Consider the following 20,818-nt stretch of genomic DNA (forward strand, 5'->3'; position numbering starts at 1 on the left):
TTTGCATAAGAGGGCCTATCATTAGATAATTTATTATTAAAGCTTAAATACACAACATTACTGTCAAAAGCTTTAATTCAAAAATTGGGATGAATTCATTACGCTACTTTAGCATAATTTACTTTTATTGCCTTTGAAAATAGCACGGTACTAGAGCCTGTTTTAACTAGAAGCACACACATATTCATACGTTCAAAGTATTTATCCATAGTGGCAGCGTTAACTGCACTCAATGCACCAAAAACGTGATTTATACTGTGTCATCCTATGCCATCTTTACATCGCTTCGATGATAACGACTGGTCAAAGGCGGCTTTAATTAAAATAAAAGCCACAAAAGCAGTTTATAATAGTGCATCGATGACAATGTCTATCGCCATACATGATGGCGATTTTTCTTTTTACCAGTTTTGAATTGTTTACTAAAACAGCTTTGGCTCTTTTACTCGCACAGATTTGACTAGCACACACTCCATTAGGACACATTGTATGACAGGTTCATTATTTATTATTACTGCCGCCTCAGGTACGGGCAAAACCTCACTGGTAAAGCAGCTACTTGCCACGACTAATGACTTAACCGTCAGCGTATCACACACCACGCGCACGCCACGTCCCGGCGAGATTGATGGTCATCATTATCATTTTACCGACATCGAAAAATTTGTGACTGCCATCGGTGAAAACAAGTTTTTAGAACATGCTGAGGTCTTTGGTAATTACTATGGCACCTCGGAGCAAAGCGTGCGGACGCAGTTAGAAGCAGGCGTCGATGTTATTTTAGAGATTGATTGGCAGGGCGCACTACAAGTCAAAAAAATCTTTACTGACGCCATTATGATTTTTATTTTACCGCCAAGTATTGCCACTTTACGTCAGCGTCTATCGACGCGTGGGCAAGATACTATGGAGGTAATAGAGCAACGTCTGGCTGGCGCAGTGACTGAGATGGCGCAATATGTCCATTTTGATTTTGTGATTATTAATGACAATTTTGAGGTCGCTTTGACTGAGCTAAAAGCCATTATCGTGGCAGACAGGCAGACGCTTAAGCGTCAACAGCAGCGGTATCATCGCACCATCAGCAATTTACTTAGCAATAAAGTAGAAGAGTAAAGCAAGAGCGAAATACTACTGTCAACTCAGTCGATGAGCGCTTATTAATAGATACGTTAATAGACACGCAAAAAGCAACTACGCGGCTGGGCAAAAAATGCTATAATGTCTCGCTATCCCCCTTTATATTTTGATATTATTTTTATTGAGTGGCGGGCAAGCTCCGTGACTAATAAAAACAACCGAGGTAGCTACATATGGCACGAGTGACGATTGAAGATTGTTTGGATAATGTTGATAATCGCTTTGAACTGATTTTAGTGGCAAGCAAACGTGCACGTCAATTGGCTAAAGGTATCGCAGAACCATTGGTTGATGTGGATAATGACAAGCCTACGGTATTGGCATTGCGTGAAATCGCTGCTGGTAAAATCACTCGCGATATCCTAAATCAGCCAGAGCACAACTTTGCCACCAGTTCATTAGATTTGGCACTGTCAGGCGATCATGGTTTTTAAGACACTGTATTGTTAAGATACAGCATTGAAGATTTGTCGTATGAAGCCTATAAAGCTAACCACTGCCTTATAAGACAAATCCACACAGTGATGACATATTGACGAGAGACCACAGCATAGGCTGTGGTTTTTTGGTTGTAATGGCTGATTGCTGTGATATTGCTTTGACTGTTTTAGTCACCATTTATACCTGAAAACCTACCATTGAGTTAGAATTTCTAAATTTTTATAGCACCTGTTCGCTTAGCAGTTGACATTGAATGCGATTTACGATTAATTAGAGGATGGTCTACCTATTTTTATCTTTTTTCTCGAGATTTTTTATATTTATAGTATTCCAGCATTTATTCAGTCACCATTTACCCGATAGACAGTCAGGCAAACAGGTAATGGAAAATAGGATCGTTACTTTATGAGTCAAACCTTACCCAAACTCAGCCATCATTTAGTCGATGAGGCTCAATATAATTTACTGCGCTCAGTAGGTTACCTCACTGCTGCTGAACGCCGTGATATTATTGATGCCTGTGAGTTCGGTGATATTGCGCACATCAAAGATAAGCGTAAATCAGGAGAGCCTTATATCACCCACCCGATTGCGGTGGCCGAGATACTGGCAGGTTTTCGTTTGGATCGAGATACGATTATTGCAGCGATTTTGCATGATACGGTCGAAGACACCGAGGTGAGCGATGAGCAGATTGAGCAGCGCTATGGCAAAATAGTGGCGAGACTGGTCGACGGTGTGACTAAGCTAAAGTCGTCCTCACACAATAAACAGCAAAACAAAGCAGCCACCTTTCATAAAATTTTGACAGCCACCCTTGCCGACCCACGTGTATTGATTATTAAACTTGCTGACCGCTTACATAATATGTCGACACTGGATGCAGTACGCCCCGAAAAACAACGCACCACAGCACAAGAAACGTTGGATTTTTATGTGCCGTTTGCGCGGCTAATGGGTCTTAATGATATTGCCGATTATATCGAGGTGCTCTGTTACCGTAACCTTGATTCTGACATGTACAACAAACTGTCTGACAAGCTACTACAGCACGGGCTTGGGCGTAACTTTCAAAGAGAGGCCATCCATCGCTACTTGAGTATTGTCCTCAATAATTTGGGGTTGAATGGTCTGGTTAAAGTTTTAGACAATCGCGTGGTCATCTACCGTCAGTTTTTCCGCAATCGCGGTGAAATCAATGCTCTACTCCGTCATTATGCCTTTGAGATTGTCCTCGATAATGTCGAAGCCTGTGACAAGCTGGCCTATTACTTAATTAAAAAATACCAGATTGATGACTCTCATATCGCTGATAATATTCGTCGTCCGCTACCGGGTGGCAATCAATCACTCACGCTTATCTATGAGCGCGATAACGATGTCGTCAAAGTGACGATTTTGACCAAGCAAATGCAAAGCGCAGCGCGGCTTGGTGTCATTGGTGCAGAGCATGCCTCAGACGTTAGCCAATCGGTTATCCAAGCCTCATTACGCAATATGAAAGACTTGGTCGATGAAGACAGCTTAGATGAAAATAGCCCAGACTTTTCAGCGGCAGTCTCTACCATTAATGAGCTGATGGATTACCTACACTCCAGTAAAATCATCTGCTATAGTCCAAAGGGTCGCGCTTATGAGCTACCACAAGGCGCAACCGCACTAGACTTTGCTTACGCTGTCGGACCGATGGTCGGCAATGTAGCCGTTGGCGCCAATATCGATGGCAAAAAAGCCAAACTTGGCACAGTCGTTAAGAATGGGCAGCTGGTTGAAATAGAAGTCAATAGCCACTCAGAACCAAAAGCAGAATGGCTAGGATTTGTCGTGACCAATAAAGCGCGTGAAGAGATTTTGCGTTGGTTTAAAGACTTGTCTCCTGCTGATAAGCAACACCATGGTCAACAAGCCTTAGATCGGGCGCTAAAAACCTATCAAAAAAGTCTCGATGACTTAACCGATAGTGATTGGAAAAACCTCACTGAATGGCGTGGCTTGACCGAAAAATCCGAACTATTCGAGCAAATAAGCTCTGGTACGTTATTACCACAGCTGGTGGTAACTCGCTTGTTTAGCGATGAAGTTAATGATTTACAAGCACAAGAACACAGCGATGATATGACCCAACCACAGCAGCTGATAGTCAATGCGTCTGGGGTTGAGCTTGATTTTGCCAATTGTTGTCATCCTATTTATGGTGATCCTATCGTCGGTCACTTGTCCCGTCATGGTCTGGTTGTTCATCGACACAAGTGCTTTTCACTTGACGATATTCGTAAAGACAATCCTTATCAGGTTATACAACTGCGCTGGCGTAATGACAAGGCCGTAAAACAAGGTGACGCTGGCGAACATGACATAAAAAATACCGGAAAGATTCGCTTTCCAGCCTATTTAAAACTATCTATTGCCCTCAGCGACGAACAAATTACTGAAGTAATCTATCATTTACGCCAATTAAATATCGGGGTAGAAAAAGTAGACGTGCGCAGTAGTGACACCATCATCCATATCATCGTTCGCAGTCGCAATCATCTAGCTCAAGGCATTCGCGAGCTACGCTCCTTGCTAGGTTTCCCTAATATCATTAGGCTGTATCAGCTGTAGTGCTGGTAACAAGGTGTAGTGCGTATGGTGTAGTGCGCGTGATACATTGCCACCAACACCCACTCAATAGAACATTGAATAATGGATTTAGAAAATTTTAGAAAGACCTGAAATAATGATAAACTGTGTTTTTTGATTTTTAACAAATAAACATAGAGCGTGTCATCATTTGCACGGTGAAAACCAAAATGTAAATGATGAATAATGCGCCCTTACCTACTAAACCAGAAAAAGATAAAAAGGATATAATATGACTCGTCAAACCATTCAAACTGATAAAGCCCCTGCTGCCGTTGGTACTTATTCACAAGCCGTCAAAGTTGGTCACACCGTCTATATTTCAGGACAGTTGGGTTTTGACCCTGATACCATGGAATTAAAAGAAGGTTTTAAAGCACAGGCTGAGCAAGTGTTCGAAAACATCAAAGCCATCTGTGAAGCGGCTGGTGGCAGCTTAAATGACGTGGTTAAATTTAACGTGTCATTAACAGATTTGAGTGATTTTGCTGTTTTAAACGAAGTATTCGTTGCCAATTTGAGCGAGCCATATCCTGCTCGTGCAGCTGTCCAAGTAGCGGCGTTACCTAAAGGCGGTGTGGTCGAGATTGAGTCAATTTTATATATTGAGTAACTTAAGCCGTATCATCATGTATATGGTAAGGCTTAATACATAGACGTACTTAATTCTCAAGTCGTTACGTCAAAAAAGCCACTGCTAAAAGGTAAGGCCAGAGTAAGCCCAAATATCACTATTTGGGCTTACTGCTATTATTCTTACCAATATTACGATCTAGTTATCTAAAAGCTGGTTATCTAAAGTCCATTTACCTAAAAACTGTTTATCCAAAAACCATTTACCTGAAAACTAGGAACGCATTCTATGTTGGTACAAGTTGCTCTACCCGTGCCCCTTTATCGGGTATTTGACTATAGCGTACCAGCAGATATCAACGCCTTATCAAGCCCTTCTTTACCTCATATTGGCTGCCGTGTCGAAGTATCCTTTGGTCGTCAAACTTTAATCGGTATCGTCGTCGCTCATATTCCAGAAGCAAATAGCAGCGTGCCACTTAATAAGCTAAAACCTATCAATAAATGCTTGGATGCTGAGCCTATTTTAGAGACAAGTATGCTAAAGCTGGCACATTGGCTGGCGCGTTATTATCACTACCCGCTTGGTGACGTTTTAGCAGTCATGCTGCCAACGCTCGTTCGTCAAGGTAAGCCGCTGGATTTACTGATTACCCATTGGCGAATTTTGCCACAGGTAAGCGACACTGACTTTCGTGCCAACGCCAAAAAACAAAAACAACAATTTGATATGCTTAAGCTGCATGGCGAGCGCGGCGCGAGTGAAGATATTTTATTACTAGAGGGCATGGAGAGGAGTTTTTTAAAGGCGCTTGAAGACAAAGGTTTAATCGAGCGATATATTCAGCCCAAACAATCACCTGCGCCTGTTAAATTAGCAAAAATGCCCCTTGATCTCAATGACGAGCAACAACTCGCCGTTACCGCCATTATTGCGGCTCATGAAGCCAATCGCTACACGGGATTTTTATTAAATGGCATCACTGGTAGTGGCAAGACAGAAGTCTATCTGCAAGCAATGCAAGCCGTATTGGAAGCTGGCAAGCAGGTATTAATTTTGGTACCAGAGATTGGATTGACACCGCAAACGCGTGCGCGTTTCGCCAGTCGCTTTGCCGCTCACATTGTCTTATTGCATTCAGGTATGAATAACACCCATCGCTTACAAGGTTGGCAAGATTGCCGTACCGGTCACGCTCAAATCATTATTGGCACGCGCTCAGCGGTGCTATATCCTTTTGCAGATTTGGGCTTAATTGTCGTTGATGAAGCGCATGATGGTTCTTATAAGCAGCAAGATACCTTGCGCTATCATGCCGCTGACGTGGCACTTTATCGCGGACTACAAGCCAATATTCCTGTCGTACTGGGTACGGCGACGCCATCTCTTGAGCATCTAAAACTGGTCGATGACGGTAAGCTGGTGGAGTGCCAACTGCAAACTCGTCCCGGTAATGCGAAGCTTGCAACCATGCAGCTGATTGATGCGCGCCTGCAAAGTACTCATCAACAAACGACGGACGACGGCGCGCGCTATGATACTGGGCTGACCGATGCGCTTATTGGGGCAATACGGCAAACGCTAGAAGCGGGCGATCAAGTATTAATATTTTTAAACCGTCGCGGCTATGCACCAGTTTTGCTATGCGAAGCTTGCGGTTGGCAGGCAGATTGTCCACGCTGCGACGCGCATCTAACCGTTCATTATAACAGCCAGTCCCAACACAACGCTTATAGTAGCTCCTATCTAAAATGCCACCACTGCGACTGGCAAGCTTATATTCCAAAAGTTTGCCCTGATTGTGGCAGTCAAAATTTGGATGCCAAAGGGATGGGCACGACAAGGCTCAGCGAAAACCTGCATGCGATTTTTGCCAATCCGCAAACCAGCAAAGAGCTTTACCCCATTATCCAAATCGATCGCGATACCACCAGACGTAAAGACAGTTGGGAGAATATCTATCAGCGTATCAATCAAGGCAATCCTGCCATCTTGGTTGGCACGCAGATGGTCGCCAAAGGTCATCATTTCCCCAATGTTACGCTTGTCTGCTTGCCAAACGCCGATCGTGGTTTTTTATCCGCCGACTTTCGCTCGCCGGAACATACCGCGCAATTAATGATTCAAGTAGCAGGACGTGCCGGTCGCGGTGATAAATCTGGTCGTGTACTCATTCAAACGCTGCAACCAGATAATGAATTACTATTAAAACTGGTCAAAGATGGTTATTTGTCTTTTGCTCGCGAGCTATTGCAAGAGCGTAAAATGATGGGTTTACCGCCGCATAGTCATGCTGTCCTGATACGCTGTGAAGGTAAAACCCTTGCTGCCACGAGCCAAGCCCTTAAAGATGCCATTGCCATTCTACCAAATGGACATAATCTCGCCGTACTAGGACCTATCGATGCACCAATGAGCAAAAAGAATAGCCGTTACCACGTACAACTGCTACTTTTAGGCAAAAATCGACAACAATTACACCATGTATTAAACCAATGGTGGCAGCCCGTATTGACCTTGCCAAGTGCCAAGTACCTTAAACTCACTTTGGATATCGACCCTGTTGGTTGGTAGCCGCCAACGCCTAACCATCACTCTTTAAGCCCAATTACTCTTCTATAGCTCGCCGTCAATAAAGAACGTTATTCAAAATAGGAAATTCATCGTTTACTGCCTAGATACAGCAAGCGTTTATTAAATATGCTAAATTCTTTATATCTGGCTAGTTTGCGAACAGCAAGCCCAGCCTTATAAGCAATCAAATTTCCTCTTCTGTCATTCTGAGTGTTGTCATGAGTCAAAATAAATCAAACGCTGAACAAGGCAACCATTCTCATCAGAATGATACTGTTAATGTGGCTAACCATCTGCATAAAGATGATGAGAGCAACTACACTCATGACAATCAAGCCACTCACGATCACGATGAACACTTAGAGCAAACAACAGCCCCGCGAGATACCAAGGGCTATCAGCGCACCTTGCTGTTTAGCTTTATCATTATCACAGGCTATATGTTTATTGAAGCCATCGGTGGCTGGCTGACTGGCAGTTTGGCGCTATTATCTGATGCAGGTCACATGCTAAGTGATGCAATCGCACTTGGCGCGACGTTAATGGCATTTAAAATTGGAGAAAAAGCAGCCACTCATCAAAAGACGTTTGGTTATAAACGCTTTGAGATTTTAGTCGCAACAGTCAATGGTGCGACACTAGTCATTATTGCGCTAATGATTTTTTATGAGGCGATTAAGCGCTTCAATACACCGCCTGAAATTGCTACCCAAGGCATGCTTATCGTTGCTACTATCGGTATGTTGGTCAATATTCTGGTCGCTTGGCTGATGCATCGAGGCAGTCGCGGTGGAGATGCGCATGGTCACAGTCATGCTGGTAGTCACAAAGACAGTTATGAAGACACTCAAGGAAAAAATGCGAGTAAAGCACCGGTCAATCTTAATATGCAAAGTGCTTACCTGCATGTATTGAGTGACTTAATGGGTTCGGTTGCCGCTATTATTGCCGCGCTTTTGATGATGAGCTTCGGCTGGGTTTGGGCGGATGGGGCAGCCTCGGTGATTGTCGCGATACTGATATTATTTAGTGGTTACCGCGTTGTGCGTGATTCCGTACATATTTTGATGGAAGGCACGCCAGAAGGCATATCCTTGGTGGATGTAGAAAAAAAACTGCTTACCCATCCACAAGTACAAGAAGTTCATGATTTGCATGTTTGGAGTATTACCAGTGGTCTAAACGCCTTGTCTTGTCACGTCGTTGTCGATGGCGAGATGAGTATTCATGAATCCAGCATATTGATTGCCAATTTAGAACAAAGCTTGCTTGAGCTCGGCATCCATCATGCGACCATTCAGGTGGAAAGCGCATCACATCCGCAAACTGAGGCACATAGCGATGCGCTGGTCTGCGACATCTCAGAACAACAAACAGAGGGTAATAATCATATTGGTCACAATCATTAAGCATGAGGCATTGAAAATCAGACTTTGAAAGTCAGACATTAAACATTGAAAAGATCATTCTTCATTCAAATATCAATTTAAACGTCGTCTATGATTGATTAGCGACGTTTTATCAAGTGGTGGCAACCATAACGCCATATGCACCAAATGAGCCAAAGCGTTGTTATTGACCAAATACCCAACCCCAACGATAAGAATATGATTCGAATCCAAAAATCTCATGCGTCAGTCATGATAGGTGTCAAATAAGCGGGTGCCATATTTGACAAATGCAGCAACCAAAATCCAAATAACCGCGTCAGTCCTGCCCCGAAAATCCTTAAAATTATTTTGCTAAAAGTCTTCAATAATCCGCGCAACTTACTATCAGTGGACGAATCATCATGCATGAATATAACTTCTTATGCACCGACATAAACAGGCTTTATTTTAAATAAGCTGATATCACGCCAATTTTTAGCATTGTAATGGCATGTTAAAAATGATGGAAAATTTAGCCTCGCCGCCATATTTTTCATATAAATTCTGTATACTTAAAGCTGAAACACCCAATTTACCACTAATGGATTATTTTCTGCCATGTCGAGACGCTCAGCTCCTTTTGTTGCTCCAAGCTACATTGATGACCCTATCTCAGCAGAGGGTAAAAAGCATGCCAAAGCATTGTTATCGACGCTGCAAGAAGACATTGCTAGCTTTCGAGATGAGCAGTTTCCGCCTGATATTTTGCGTCAAATTCGTGATATGCCAATTTATGAAGGCAATATCGCCGAAGTCCAAGCCTATCAGCAGCGTTGGCATAATCTGCTTGAGCGCGCCATGGCGTTTTATCCTGCTGCCAATCTACCACCCGATCATCTGCCGCTACCAGCCAGCCTTGAGATACCGCAATTTATCTATCATGTTCAAAGGCTACATTTGACCAAGACCCGTGCAAAAGAATCCAAAAGCTTCGGTTCGGTCGGTGCGCTTACTGATAAGTGTGGTGACTATAGTGCTGATGAAATTGCGCGTATGAGTGCAGTATTTGATAATGATGATGAGGCGCGTTTGGTGGCGCATCGTGAATTTATTGATTTGCGCGCCTATGTATTTTGCCGTGATAGCAAGGGCGAGATGCTGGAGCCTGAACGCGTGCGTTTTTATCGAACGGGACTTATCGTCCATGCGCTGCCCGATTTCAAAATCGTAGACAGTCGCCAGACCCCGCGTAAGCGCCGTAACGATGCTTATAACAATCCACTTGCCGATAATGGTGTGTGGAAGATTTATCGTAAAAAATAACGTATGCTAAGATTTTTTATTTTTGCTATGCCCATATTGTAACGCTTATTTTATCATGACTGCTAAGGATTCCAGATGTTCGCTGCCGCCACCGGCTCACCAAATTTAATGTTACAAGCTACAATCTTCTTAGGAGCAGCCCTGCTCTTTGTACCCCTTGGTAAACGTTTTGGCATTGCGACGGTCTTAGGTTATCTCATTACAGGATTGATATTGGGGCCAAGTGGTCGAGACGTCGCAGGCGATGCTGAGAGCTTGTTGCACTTCTCTGAGTTTGGCGTGGTCATGCTGCTATTCATTATCGGGCTTGAGCTGCAACCCTCACGATTATGGGCACTGCGGCGTTCGATATTTGTCCTCGGTGGTTTGCAAGTTGGTCTGACTGGCACATTATTAATGGGGCTGTTACATCAAATTTTTGGCTTGCAGCTCGATACTGCTTTTATCGTCGGTTTTGGCCTTGCCTTGTCGTCCACAGCTTTTGTACTACAAATACTGACGGAAAAACAGCAGCTTTCTAGCACCCACGGTCGTGAAGCGTTCACGATTTTATTATTCCAAGATATTGCGGTTATCCCTTTGCTAGCCGTTATTCCTTTCCTATCAGGGGTGCGCGAACAAAGTTATGATTTGATTTATTTTGGCAAAGTTTTTGCGGTTTTTGCTGGACTGATTTTTGCTAGTCGTTATGTCGTTCGTCCCTTCTTTAAGTTTGTAGCCTCTAGTGGCGCATCAGAACTGCTGACCGCCGTTGCGCTATTTATCGTGATGGGTGTATCGATTTTGATGGGTCAAATTGGTTTATCGATGGCATTAGGTGCTTTTTTGACAGGGGTACTGCTCGCAGATTCTGAGTATCGCCATGAGTTAGAAGCCAGTATTGAGCCGTTTAAAGGATTGCTACTTGGCTTATTTTTTATGTCGGTCGGTATGCTGACTGATGTCAAACTTATCTTGGCAAAACCTATCTTTATCATCGGCTGTGCAATGGCATTGATGGCTATCAAATTTGGTGTCATTACCGCCATTGCAAAGATATCAGGCAATCGCTGGCCAACCAGTATCAGACTGGGTGTGACGCTCGCTCAAGGTGGTGAATTTGCTTTTGTTTTATTCAGTGTCGCTACTGCTCAAAATGTCTTACGACCTGAGCTTGCCAACACCTTGAACCTTATCGTTACTATCTCCATGGCGCTCACACCACTGGCATTTTTGTTACTTGAGAAAATCGGTGAGCCTTTATTTGCCAAAAGCAAACCCAGCCTGGAATACGATGCCATTCCCGATCATGAACATCAAGTCATTATTGCTGGCTTTGGGCGCGTCGGTCAGATTATCGGTCGTGTACTACGCATGCATAACATCGAATTTACCGCCATTGAACGCTCAGCAAATCGTGTCGATTTCGTTCGTAAATTTGGTAACCAAGTCTATTACGGCGACCCAAAAAACCCTGAGATATTGCGCGCGGCTGGTATCAAAAAAGCCCGTGTGTTTATTTTAGCCATCGATGATTTAGAGCGCTCTATCACCACGGCTCAATACTTGCGTAAAAACTATCCAGACTTGATTGTCTTGGCACGGGCACGTGACCGTCAGCATTATTATCGGTTACGTGAGGTCGGTGTGCGTCATATTTGGCGTGAGACTTACCTATCATCCTTGGATATGTCGCGTGAGTCGCTACAACTGCTTGGCATCTCACCAGAAAAAGCGCGCGAGACGGTGCAAACTTTCCGTGATTACGACGATGACTTGATTGAACGTCAGCAAGCGATCTATGATGATGAAGCCAGCATGATTGAATCCGCACAATCAGCGATGGCAGAGCTAGAAAGCTTGTTTGATGAAGACATTGATAAAGCCCGAAAAATGGACTTAACAGATTTTTATGACGCGCTAAAAAGTAAAGCAACACCCGTTGATAAAAAGGACGATGTTGCAACTGACTCTAACACCTAAATATTTATATATTTTAAAGCGTGTTTGATGATTCACAAATAGTCAGTGTCATCGTTAAATCATTAAACATGCCCTAATCAGGCATACAGCTTGCCGGTGCCAGTTTCTTATTTAGTGAACTCATACAGCTCCAAGTATCACTGTCTGGCACATGGTAAAAAACCAGTGTCTGCTGATTTAGGTAGCGGATAGGGAACTGAATATTTTGCATGGTCGCAATGACTGCACAATCCGTCTCTACTACGCCAGCGGCCTTTTTATCGATATCAATTCGTATCTGCTGAGTGCCTGTATCAATAGGCAAATGAATCGGACATTGCCCTGTCTGTTGATAAATCAGTGCTACACTATTTTGTGCCGTTTTGGCTGTATCATACGCATCGAACAGCACTTCATTGGCTTTTGGCTTGGCAATAATTGGTAAAAACTGTATCTTAATGACCATTAAAGCAAAGGCAAAAATACCAAACCCCAATCCTAGCCCAAATAGACTGACCCCACCTTCTCGGCGCAGATGCGCCTTTTGCGCTGCTTCATCACGCGGATAATCATCGATAGCATCTGCAATTTCACGTCGCGCCATGCGGTAATAATACGCATCCGTCCAACGTGCCACCATAAACGACCAAAATAACCAAATGAGCGCGGCAATACCTATGCGTGTCGCCATTTGGTAAGCATCAGGGATAAAAGACATCGCCAAAAATTCAAACGCAACCAATACCAGTGCCACATTGAGCTGGATAAACGACCAGCCTGCCACGCTATAGACAATCGCATCCATATAGCGTTTACGATAGAGGAGCCAAGGAAAGGTTACGAAAAATGCTGCCCAATGCCATTTTGGCGATAGATAACCTTGCGCATCGAACTGCTCAAAACGTTTCAGATAATAGTGCTGGCTACGATGACCGATGAACCATTTATCGAGTTGTGTACGCTTAGCAGGAGTCAGCTGTTCTTGGTAAAAAGGGGGTGGCGAATCCGTCTCGATAAATAGCATAGTGATGACCCCTATTAACGATGAAGAAAAATTTAAATCCATTACGCATGTTGTATGATAACGCCAAAACTGATGTGCAGAACAGTAAAACGACAGATAAATACCGTTAATTCAATGTAAAAGAAAGTCAAGGCAGCCGAATGCCAATCTATATGTGATACGTCAAACAAGATCAGCGCTTTCACTTTTTTATGCTGAATGAACGATAACAATATTAAAAAATTATTGTCCGTTCACAGCTGTATAGATTTAACTTATAATAAGCATACATCACCCATTTTATTAAGCCTTGTCAATCCTATGAGTCCACATCCTGATATTAATGATAACATCGATAGTACGAATACTACTGATGAGCAAAAAGTCCTCAGCACTAACACCGAAAGCAATACTAATACTGACATTGAAGCCAGTATTAGTAATGAGAGTAAGCCTGAAGAAAGCAAACATCTACGTATCGTCAATACTTTTATGAAACGACGTACGCACATGAATAAAAATGCCGAACTGGCACTAACCGCGCCAGAATTTGCTGAGTATCTGGTCAATAACAGTTTCGGTGATGGCAATCTTGATGGTATTGACAATCTACGAACGCTATTCGCTGATAGCCCTAACGGTAGTGAAGCACCGCTTACTTTAGAGATCGGTTTTGGACTGGGTGATTCGTTTATTGAAATGGCAGCAGCAGAACCTAGCCGCAATTTCGTCGGCGTCGAAGTGCACGAGCCAGGTATCGGTAAATGCGCCTATATGGCAGGTACTCAAAATTTGACTAATGTCAAAATCATCAACGGTGATGCCATCCAATTGCTCAAGCAACTACCAGAAAACCATATTGATCGCATCCAGCTTTACTTCCCTGACCCATGGCAAAAAAAGCGCCATCACAAACGCCGCTTCGTCAGTGCTGAACGCATGGCGATTGTGACTCGTAGTCTAAAGCAAGGCGGCTGGTTCCATACCGCAACCGACTGGGAGCATTATGCCTTTTGGATGGTTGAAGTTTTAGATGGTTTTACTGGTTTAACCACTCAAGCAGGCGCAGGTCACTTCACCGACCGCCCTGACTTTCGTCCAATGACCAAATTTGAGCGCCGCGGTATAAATAGTGGACATGGCGTTTGGGATTTAATCTATATCAAAGACTAGATTTGGCTCACTTATCTTCGGTGACTTCTGCATAGCGGCTAAATTATTTAGCCGCTTTTTTGTGCTTGCAAATTATCTAATGACAATATTATTTGATTTTTTTCAGCTACAACCCTTAATATACAAGCTACAAGTATTTTTATTAAAAATAATAAATTTTTTTTAATATGTGAAACATCGTCTATTTTCATAGAATTTTTAAATCAATAGCGCTATATATAGGGGTAAAAAATATATTGCAGCGCCACACTCACAGGTCACCTACCTACTCAAACATTGATAGTATAAGGGATTCATGAGTTCTCCCCATAAGCTGTGGATAACCCTGTGCATAAGTACGCACTTGACAACAATTTCCCTAGATAGCTCAAAGGATGAGGTAAAATCGTTCATTTTTTATACAATTTAAAAAACCTTTTAAATCAGTAAGTTATGACGTATTTTATAATACTGTAATTTATTTTCAATATATTTTTAAATTAAATTAATCCTCACCGATGTTTCACAAAAGCTAAATTTAGACGCTTTATTTCTTGTGGACAACTTTTAATGCTATTGACAAAGGGCGACATTATCCTATCCAAAATTAGGATATATTCAGCAACTAGATTACACAAGTTATCACTTATATACAATGCGACAGTTAGTGTCGTTTAGCATCATCTAACCTTCTATATGCTCCTTGGTTTTTGTTATAATCACCTTATCTAATCAACTGCACTTTAGAAAACAGTCAAGGCTCAACGAGCATAATGTTACCTATAAATTACATCTGTTGGCGCTGATTATGAACTTAATTTTACTTTTATCGTTATTTGATTTTACTGTATAGTAGAGTGATATATCTAATATTACTGTCTACATCATCGATACTCTACCCCATTCATCTTAGATAGACATTGAACGAACGCTGCCTATTATTTAGATAGCCATCAGCACTATTGATCCGTTAACCTTCGTAGCTACAAACATTTTATTTATCATACCAAATTTATAGTTTTAACCAATGATTGAAGACAAGGAATCCAGTATGGACGACAATAAAGCCAAAGCCCTTAAAGCAGCACTCGGTCAAATCGAAAAGCAGTTTGGTAAGAATACCATCATGCATTTAGGTGACGACTCAGCTATTATGGATGTCGATGTAGTATCAACAGGTTCGTTGGGTCTGGATATTGCACTTGGCATTGGTGGTCTACCAAAAGGCCGTATCGTAGAGATTTATGGCCCAGAAAGCTCAGGTAAAACGACCATGACGCTACAGGCGATTGCAGAATGTCAAAAACAAGGCGGCACCTGCGCCTTTATCGATGCTGAGCATGCGCTTGACCCTGTTTATGCGCGTAAGCTTGGTGTAAACACTGACGAGCTATTGCTTTCTCAGCCTGATAATGGTGAGCAAGCACTTGAAATTACCGACATGTTGGTGCGCTCTGGTGCTATCGATATGATCGTCATTGACTCAGTCGCCGCTCTAACGCCACGTGCGGAGATTGAAGGCGAGATGGGCGACTCACATATGGGTTTGCAAGCACGTCTTATGAGCCAAGCCCTACGTAAAATCACAGGTAACGCCAAACGCTCTAACTGTATGGTGGTATTTACCAATCAAATTCGTATGAAAATTGGTGTGATGTTTGGTAGCCCTGAGACCACGACTGGTGGTAACGCGCTCAAATTCTACGCCTCAGTGCGTATGGATATCCGCCGCATCGGTGCGGTCAAAAATGGTGATGAAATCATCGGTAACCAAACCCGTGTCAAAGTCATCAAAAACAAAATGGCACCTCCTTTCCGCCAAGCAGAGTTTGAAATTACTTATGGTGAAGGTACCAACCACTTAGCCGAAGTGATTGACTTGGGTGTTGAAATTGGAGCTGTTGGCAAAGCAGGCTCTTGGTATAGCTATGGCGACGAAAAAATTGGTCAAGGTAAAGCCAATTCTGTGCTGTTCTTAAAAGAAAACCCTGCGATTGCGCAAGAAATCGAAGCTAAAATCCGTGAAGAAAAGCTTGGATCAAAGAAAGAGACCAAAGCCGAAGGTAAAGCCAATGAAGCGTTGGTTTCTGAACCTGTACAATAACGGCGCAATGATTAATCGTTATCAATAATCATGACTTGTTATGAAAATTAAATTGTTATGAACATTAAAACCTTAGCTGAAATACTCGCTGAATCCGATGCCGATTCAGCGAGTAGTCCTACTATCAAATCAAAAAAACCGTCCAAATCTTCCAAACACTCTGAATCCTCCAAATTTTCTCAGCATTCCTATCAAGGCAATCCTAAAAAAACAACTAAGACGCGCAAACATTCAACTTACTATCATGAAGACCATTCATTATCTGACGATGCTGACTTTTCAGTAGAATCCGTTGAGGCTCACTCTTCTACCAATAAAAATTCTGCTCAAACCAAGAAACGTAAAAAGCGTTTTCACCCAGCGGCTAACTTTAGCCCTGAGCCTAGTGACGTGCCTGCTTATCAGCAACCAGAAGCGCAAAGTATCAAAGAGATGCTGGCTGAAGTTAAACAAAATATTCATGGTGAACCAGACGATAGTGCAGCTACTGATAATGAGTTTAACAAAGAATCACAGTATACAACCGATGCTGCGATTACCAACACTTCTGTGCATAGCACAGTCGACAGTCAGATGGATAACCTACCCGCTGCTCTTAAAGCCTATTTGCGCACGCCTGAACAACGACAAGCAGAAATAGATGAGATCAAAGCCGAAAGTCGTTTACGTTGGTTAGCTTTTTATTATTTATCGCGCCGTGAGTACGGCAAGGCTGAGCTTAAGCAAAAGCTTATTGATAAGGAGCAAGCCCCAGATAAAATTGATGCGCTACTCGATGAATTTGAGGAAAAAGGCTACCAAAGTGATTATCGCACGACGCTCATGCTCATTCGTGAAAGTATCCGTAAAGGTCGGGGACGTGGGCGTATCAAGCAAGAGTTTTATCGTAAAAAAATTACCATGCCCAGTAATATCGATGAGTTAATCGATATGGCAAATGCAGAGTCAGAAGAGTTTAGGGAGTTTGTAGATGATAGTGCAGATAATCTGGTGGATGGTGTCGATTGGCTCAAACTGGCGGTCACAGCGCGCACTAAGAAGTACGGCGATGACATACCCACTGAACAAAAAGACAAAGCAAAGCAGCTACGGTTTTTGCAATATCGAGGCTTTCAGAGCGATATCTGTTTTGCCGCGCTCAATTATACATTAGACACATTAGATGAGCGCTTTTAAGCCACCCTCACCTTTTTTTAAAAACACCCATCTGTACATAAGACAATATGACTTGAGCGATCTATTAATAATAGCCGAGTACTTTCCACCAAATCAAACCAGCACCGATCCAGATGACCAAATTGACCACACTCATAATCGCGCCAATACTCCACCACTCTCTTAACGTCACATAACCAGAGTTAAAAATGACTGGCGCAGTACCGGTTGCATAATGCGTAAGCGTCATCATGATGTTGCCCGCTGCGGCTAAGATCAGCGCATATAACATCGGCGGTGCGCCCAAGCTTAAACCCACCGCATAAAATGCTGCAAATAGTGCAGTAATATGAGCCGTGGTACTAGCAAAGAAGTAATGAATATATAAGTACACTAGGGTCAAAATAGTCACAGCGCCTATCCAGCCAAGCCCAGTCGTGCCAATCATCGATTCGATATTGCCAGAAAACCAGCTTATCAGTCCAAGCTTATTAAGATAAGCGGCCATCATAATAAGGGCGCCAAACCAAATAATGGTATCCCATGCTGACTTCTCTTTTAAAATATCGTCCCAAGTCAGTACCCCAGTCAATATTAAGGTCGTCAAACCAATAAATGCTGTGGTGGTAGCATCAACGCTATATTGCTCACCTAACATCAATGCGGGAATATTCGCCCACAATAACAGCATCAGAGCAAATACTCCGAGCATGATTTTTTCTTGGCTACTTATTTTTCCCATTTCTGCTAAATTTTCCTTGGCAAAACCTTTTGCATCGGGCGTGATTTTAACATCAGGTGGATAAATTATATAAATGACTAACGGCATCACAAGCAGACATAGCATGCCAGGTACAAACATCGCCACTGCCCAAGTGGTCCATGACAGCTGAATATCACCGCCCGTGGCTTTATTCACCAAATCTACAACCAGAGGGTTGGGCGCAGTAGCCGTGATAAACATTCCAGAGGTAATCGGGTTGGCATGATAGTTCACCATCGCCAAATATCGACCAATCTTATTTTGGGTGCCTTCCTCAGGTGTTGAGTGAAAGCTTTGCGCGATAGACTTCATAATAGGATGAATAATACCGCCGCCACGTGCCGTATTAGAGGGCGTAATGGGTGCTATCATCAATTCAGCCGCAGTCAAAGAATAAGCCACGCCGATGGTTTTTTTACCAAAAATAGAAATAAAATAATAGGCAATACGTCGACCCAAACCCGTTTTTATCAAGCCACGCGATATCATGACTGCAATACCAATTAGCCAAATCAACGGACTTGAGTAGCTTGATAGTGCATCGCTAATGGCTTGTGCTGGGCTATCACTAGTCACGCCTGTCAGTGCGACTAGGGTGACGGCAATGATAGCAATGGCACCAATGGGTAATACTTTGCCGATGATGGCGACAATAGTGGCGATGAATAACGCCAGCATGTGCCATGCTTCAGGCGTAACGCCAGTAGGCACTGGTATCACAAACCAAATGATCAAGCCGACCAAAATGGCAACCGCTGCTTGAATAGGCTTAAATGGCATGATTAACTATCCTTATAAATGCTTATACCATCACGCAGTCATATTATATAAAGGATCATCAAAGTAGCCACTGCGACAAAAGACTCAATGAATCATATGACCATCTTATAAGATTTATAGAATTATTTTTCTATTATTCACCATTTTTAACATATCTGTTTAGAACAAAGAGTAAATATTCAGTAATTGAGTACCAATAGTAGGGTTAAACTAACAGCCATAAAAAAGAGCACGTTGGATAACGTACTCTTTTTATAGTATTAACTTTTTGGCATTAACGATTGCAACTTTCTTTAAAAAATAAGTTTATTTTAACGCACCTAATCGACTAGATAATTGATTGATGATTTGATCAATCTCTTCATTGGCTTCAGATTCATTATCCAAATTGCCACTTGGTGTCAGCTGATTCATTACTTCTGGCAGCAATTCAGCAAGACCTTGACGGACTTCTACGTCATTAGCCCCAGTATGTGCTGCAACCTGCTGAATCTCATTTTCATCGAATAACTGACTGATATCATTTGGATCAAGGTTGTCATTGTCTTGTTGGTTACTCATCCAAGAACGTGCTTGGTTTTCATAACCCATACCTGTGATTTTCGATAATGCACCACTCAAGCCGCCATTGCGTTTGATCCAGCTTAGTACCATTGGCATAAGTGCAGCGATTAGCATACCTTTACCACCGAATCCAGATTTTCTCGTTTGACCACCCATGGCTTGACCACCCAATACGCTGCCTAAAATATCGCCCAAACCACCAGCACCAGCATTAGAATTGACGCCGCCACGTTGATTACCACCAGTGAGTCCACCGCCTGTTAACCCACCGAGGATATCATCTAAGCCAAAACCATTGTCTGGCTGACGATCATACTGGCGTAGATTATAGCCACCAGTTTGACTAGCACCGCCTAGCACGCTACCCAATATATCCCCAAGACCACCTGTACGACGTGGATCAATGCGTTGATTTACAGGATTACGCTGCGCATCTTCAGGATCCATCGCACGACGGGCCACCTGACTAACCAAATTCCCTAATAAGCTCATTCTCGATTCCTTTTTGTCATATTATTTATTATCTATAAACCGCTAAAAACTTCGCTGCTAATTTAATAGATTAAGTAACAACTCGATTTACTTATGCGATTCACAATTCTCTTGCAATATAACAAATCTATTTCGCTATCCAGATAGGTATTTTGTTATGACATGTAGGCGTTCGTAAATTCTTGAAAAAAATCCCCCATTGGACACTATAAAAAAATACTACCTTAACTCGTATTTTCGGTGTTTATGTTAGGCATATTGAACATTCGGCAATGGGACTGATAAGCACCATTTATGAATATTCAATACAATCTAGCCAAAACATTCAACTCTCGCCATTGTTCAGGGCTCACTTGATCTCGAAAGATGGTCACTGATAAAGAGCGCTGATAAGGCTCTATAACATTGAATTCAAAGCTTATCGCCCATCGATATCCAGAGACATTGATTAATTGTGCCTGCCATAGCTCATCACCGCGACCCGTACGGAGCAGTAGCTGCCAATATTGATCAATACGATGACTAAGTGGTGTTTGGCTCAGGTGCAGCAGTATGGGTCGTGATAATGTTAAATAAATAATCACCGCGGCGGTAACGATTAAAATAAGCACATATTGCCATAACAGTAAAGAAGCAAGCCATGCCAGTACAACCATGACGACGGTCAACCCACTATAAAGCAGCAAACGCAAATAGCTGGCAGGCCGAATAGCCGTATCAATACGCAACGAATTTGCCAAGGTCATATTTTATCACCAAAAAAAACGGCAGACCATTATATTACTTAGGCCTAGCTAAACCAGCTCTGGACAACCATTTT

General features: G+C 42.7%; 15 protein-coding genes. 11 read left to right on the plus strand and 4 right to left on the minus strand.

Annotated elements, in window-relative coordinates; genetic code table 11:
* Positions 1 to 489 precede the first annotated feature (489 nt).
* The 8 genes from gmk (at position 490) to JMV76_RS08940 (ending at position 12,006) form a co-directional block, all read left to right on the plus strand.
* Entirely contained in the window at positions 490 to 1,116 is a 627-nt protein-coding gene (gene gmk, locus JMV76_RS08905; protein ID WP_201502431.1) for a guanylate kinase, read from the plus strand.
* A 197-nt stretch (positions 1,117 to 1,313) separates the two neighbouring features.
* Positions 1,314 to 1,574, plus strand: coding sequence for a DNA-directed RNA polymerase subunit omega (rpoZ, locus tag JMV76_RS08910; RefSeq protein WP_045444217.1), 261 nt, complete (start codon positions 1,314 to 1,316; stop codon positions 1,572 to 1,574).
* Between the two features lie 412 nt (positions 1,575 to 1,986).
* Positions 1,987 to 4,185, plus strand: a complete 2,199-nt coding sequence (locus tag JMV76_RS08915) for a RelA/SpoT family protein (RefSeq protein WP_045444214.1) — start codon at positions 1,987 to 1,989, stop codon at positions 4,183 to 4,185.
* A gap of 250 nt (positions 4,186 to 4,435) precedes the next feature.
* Positions 4,436 to 4,816 carry a RidA family protein gene (locus JMV76_RS08920; RefSeq protein ID WP_109589603.1) on the plus strand — a complete coding sequence of 127 codons (381 nt, stop codon included), beginning with the start codon at positions 4,436 to 4,438 and terminating at the stop codon, positions 4,814 to 4,816.
* 249 nt (positions 4,817 to 5,065) lie between these two features.
* Complete coding sequence (locus tag JMV76_RS08925; protein WP_201502432.1) at positions 5,066 to 7,351, plus strand: primosomal protein N'; 2,286 nt, start codon at positions 5,066 to 5,068, stop codon at positions 7,349 to 7,351.
* A 218-nt stretch (positions 7,352 to 7,569) separates the two neighbouring features.
* On the plus strand, positions 7,570 to 8,760 hold the full coding sequence (locus tag JMV76_RS08930; protein WP_201502433.1) for a cation diffusion facilitator family transporter: 1,191 nt from the start codon (positions 7,570 to 7,572) through the stop codon (positions 8,758 to 8,760).
* Positions 8,761 to 9,339: 579 nt separating this feature from the next.
* Positions 9,340 to 10,044: a hypothetical protein gene (locus JMV76_RS08935; RefSeq protein WP_201502434.1), complete on the plus strand. Its 705-nt coding sequence runs from the start codon at positions 9,340 to 9,342 to the stop codon at positions 10,042 to 10,044.
* Between the two features lie 75 nt (positions 10,045 to 10,119).
* Positions 10,120 to 12,006, plus strand: a complete 1,887-nt coding sequence (locus JMV76_RS08940; RefSeq protein ID WP_201502435.1) for a monovalent cation:proton antiporter-2 (CPA2) family protein — start codon at positions 10,120 to 10,122, stop codon at positions 12,004 to 12,006.
* Positions 12,007 to 12,079: 73 nt separating this feature from the next.
* Here the strand turns inward: JMV76_RS08940 and JMV76_RS08945 are convergent, their stop codons facing one another.
* Positions 12,080 to 13,009: a pilin gene (locus JMV76_RS08945; RefSeq protein WP_201502436.1), complete on the minus strand. Its 930-nt coding sequence runs from the start codon at positions 13,007 to 13,009 to the stop codon at positions 12,080 to 12,082.
* A gap of 300 nt (positions 13,010 to 13,309) precedes the next feature.
* Here JMV76_RS08945 and trmB point away from each other — a divergent pair, with 300 nt between their 5' ends.
* The 3 genes from trmB to JMV76_RS08960 all read left to right on the plus strand — a co-directional run bounded on the left by trmB (position 13,310) and on the right by JMV76_RS08960 (position 17,420).
* On the plus strand, positions 13,310 to 14,161 hold the full coding sequence (trmB, locus tag JMV76_RS08950; protein ID WP_201502437.1) for a tRNA (guanosine(46)-N7)-methyltransferase TrmB: 852 nt from the start codon (positions 13,310 to 13,312) through the stop codon (positions 14,159 to 14,161).
* 1,030 nt (positions 14,162 to 15,191) lie between these two features.
* Positions 15,192 to 16,244, plus strand: a complete 1,053-nt coding sequence (gene recA, locus JMV76_RS08955) for a recombinase RecA (RefSeq protein WP_201502438.1) — start codon at positions 15,192 to 15,194, stop codon at positions 16,242 to 16,244.
* A 57-nt stretch (positions 16,245 to 16,301) separates the two neighbouring features.
* Positions 16,302 to 17,420 (plus strand): regulatory protein RecX, encoded by a 1,119-nt coding sequence (locus JMV76_RS08960; RefSeq protein WP_201502439.1) that lies wholly within the window; start codon positions 16,302 to 16,304, stop codon positions 17,418 to 17,420.
* 64 nt (positions 17,421 to 17,484) lie between these two features.
* Here JMV76_RS08960 and JMV76_RS08965 read toward each other — a convergent pair whose 3' ends face one another.
* From JMV76_RS08965 to JMV76_RS08975, 3 genes are all read right to left on the minus strand, one after another.
* Positions 17,485 to 18,942, minus strand: a complete 1,458-nt coding sequence (locus JMV76_RS08965; RefSeq protein WP_201502440.1) for an anion permease — start codon at positions 18,940 to 18,942, stop codon at positions 17,485 to 17,487.
* A 306-nt stretch (positions 18,943 to 19,248) separates the two neighbouring features.
* A complete protein-coding gene (locus tag JMV76_RS08970) occupies positions 19,249 to 19,998 on the minus strand; it encodes a YidB family protein (RefSeq protein ID WP_201502441.1) in 750 nt (249 codons plus the stop codon).
* A gap of 302 nt (positions 19,999 to 20,300) precedes the next feature.
* Positions 20,301 to 20,744 carry a hypothetical protein gene (locus tag JMV76_RS08975; RefSeq protein ID WP_201502442.1) on the minus strand — a complete coding sequence of 148 codons (444 nt, stop codon included), beginning with the start codon at positions 20,742 to 20,744 and terminating at the stop codon, positions 20,301 to 20,303.
* Positions 20,745 to 20,818: the final 74 nt, after the last annotated feature.

This window comes from Psychrobacter cibarius (assembly GCF_904845955.1).
GTDB classification, from domain to species: Bacteria; Pseudomonadota; Gammaproteobacteria; order Pseudomonadales; family Moraxellaceae; genus Psychrobacter; species Psychrobacter cibarius_B.

Coding starts and splice junctions, on each gene's coding strand:
- JMV76_RS08945 (WP_201502436.1), bottom strand. CDS start 13,009: ATGCTATTTATCGAGACGGATTCGCCACCCCCTTTTTACCAAGAACAG.
- JMV76_RS08965 (WP_201502440.1), bottom strand. CDS start 18,942: ATGCCATTTAAGCCTATTCAAGCAGCGGTTGCCATTTTGGTCGGCTTG.
- JMV76_RS08935 (WP_201502434.1), top strand. CDS start 9,340: ATGTCGAGACGCTCAGCTCCTTTTGTTGCTCCAAGCTACATTGATGAC.
- rpoZ (WP_045444217.1), top strand. CDS start 1,314: ATGGCACGAGTGACGATTGAAGATTGTTTGGATAATGTTGATAATCGC.
- JMV76_RS08975 (WP_201502442.1), bottom strand. CDS start 20,744: ATGACCTTGGCAAATTCGTTGCGTATTGATACGGCTATTCGGCCTGCC.
- JMV76_RS08925 (WP_201502432.1), top strand. CDS start 5,066: ATGTTGGTACAAGTTGCTCTACCCGTGCCCCTTTATCGGGTATTTGAC.
- JMV76_RS08940 (WP_201502435.1), top strand. CDS start 10,120: ATGTTCGCTGCCGCCACCGGCTCACCAAATTTAATGTTACAAGCTACA.
- JMV76_RS08970 (WP_201502441.1), bottom strand. CDS start 19,998: ATGAGCTTATTAGGGAATTTGGTTAGTCAGGTGGCCCGTCGTGCGATG.
- trmB (WP_201502437.1), top strand. CDS start 13,310: ATGAGTCCACATCCTGATATTAATGATAACATCGATAGTACGAATACT.
- JMV76_RS08915 (WP_045444214.1), top strand. CDS start 1,987: ATGAGTCAAACCTTACCCAAACTCAGCCATCATTTAGTCGATGAGGCT.
- gmk (WP_201502431.1), top strand. CDS start 490: ATGACAGGTTCATTATTTATTATTACTGCCGCCTCAGGTACGGGCAAA.
- recA (WP_201502438.1), top strand. CDS start 15,192: ATGGACGACAATAAAGCCAAAGCCCTTAAAGCAGCACTCGGTCAAATC.
- JMV76_RS08960 (WP_201502439.1), top strand. CDS start 16,302: ATGAACATTAAAACCTTAGCTGAAATACTCGCTGAATCCGATGCCGAT.
- JMV76_RS08920 (WP_109589603.1), top strand. CDS start 4,436: ATGACTCGTCAAACCATTCAAACTGATAAAGCCCCTGCTGCCGTTGGT.
- JMV76_RS08930 (WP_201502433.1), top strand. CDS start 7,570: ATGAGTCAAAATAAATCAAACGCTGAACAAGGCAACCATTCTCATCAG.